Source organism: Streptomyces viridosporus, assembly GCF_002078235.1.
GTDB classification, from domain to species: domain Bacteria; phylum Actinomycetota; class Actinomycetes; order Streptomycetales; family Streptomycetaceae; genus Streptomyces; species Streptomyces viridosporus.
The window spans coordinates 285-747 of sequence record NZ_MSGP01000700.1; the positions used below are offsets into that span (position 1 = coordinate 285).

General features: G+C 71.5%; 1 protein-coding gene. It reads left to right on the forward strand.

Annotated features, from left to right (window positions below):
• Positions 1-384: 384 nt before the first annotated feature.
• A partial coding sequence (locus B7L92_RS43155) for a DUF2510 domain-containing protein (RefSeq protein ID WP_255311302.1) occupies positions 385-463 on the forward strand: 79 nt, incomplete at its 3' end.

Genomic DNA, 463 nt, shown 5'->3' on the forward strand with positions numbered 1-463 from the left:
CACAGGGAAGCCGAGGCGGCGGCCGTGGGCCCTACCTCCGTCATCCCGCTACCTCCCCAGTCGCCCGAACGACGTACAGGGCTTGAGCGTAGTCCTCCGACCGCTCCGGCGGTGGCCGCTCGGGGCAGGTGTTGCCGTGACGGGTGACACCGGGGGCGAGGGGTCGACGCGCTTCGCCTTCCACCTGGGTCTCTGCGGTCAACGCCCGTAATACTAAAGGGAGATGACGAGAACGGGGCGAGCACGGGGCGAGCGCGGGGCACGGTGGCGGTGCGACCGGTGCGCCGGGGCGGACGGCGCTGCCGGGTGCTCCGCACGGGCCCGCGGGGCCTATGACGGATCTCTCTCATCCGACTTTCACCGACGCCTCATACGGTGGGGGGCATGACGCAGGTGACTCCTCCCGGGTGGTACCCCGACCCCGGGCAGCAGAATGACGGACCGCCCACCGAGCGCTGGTGGG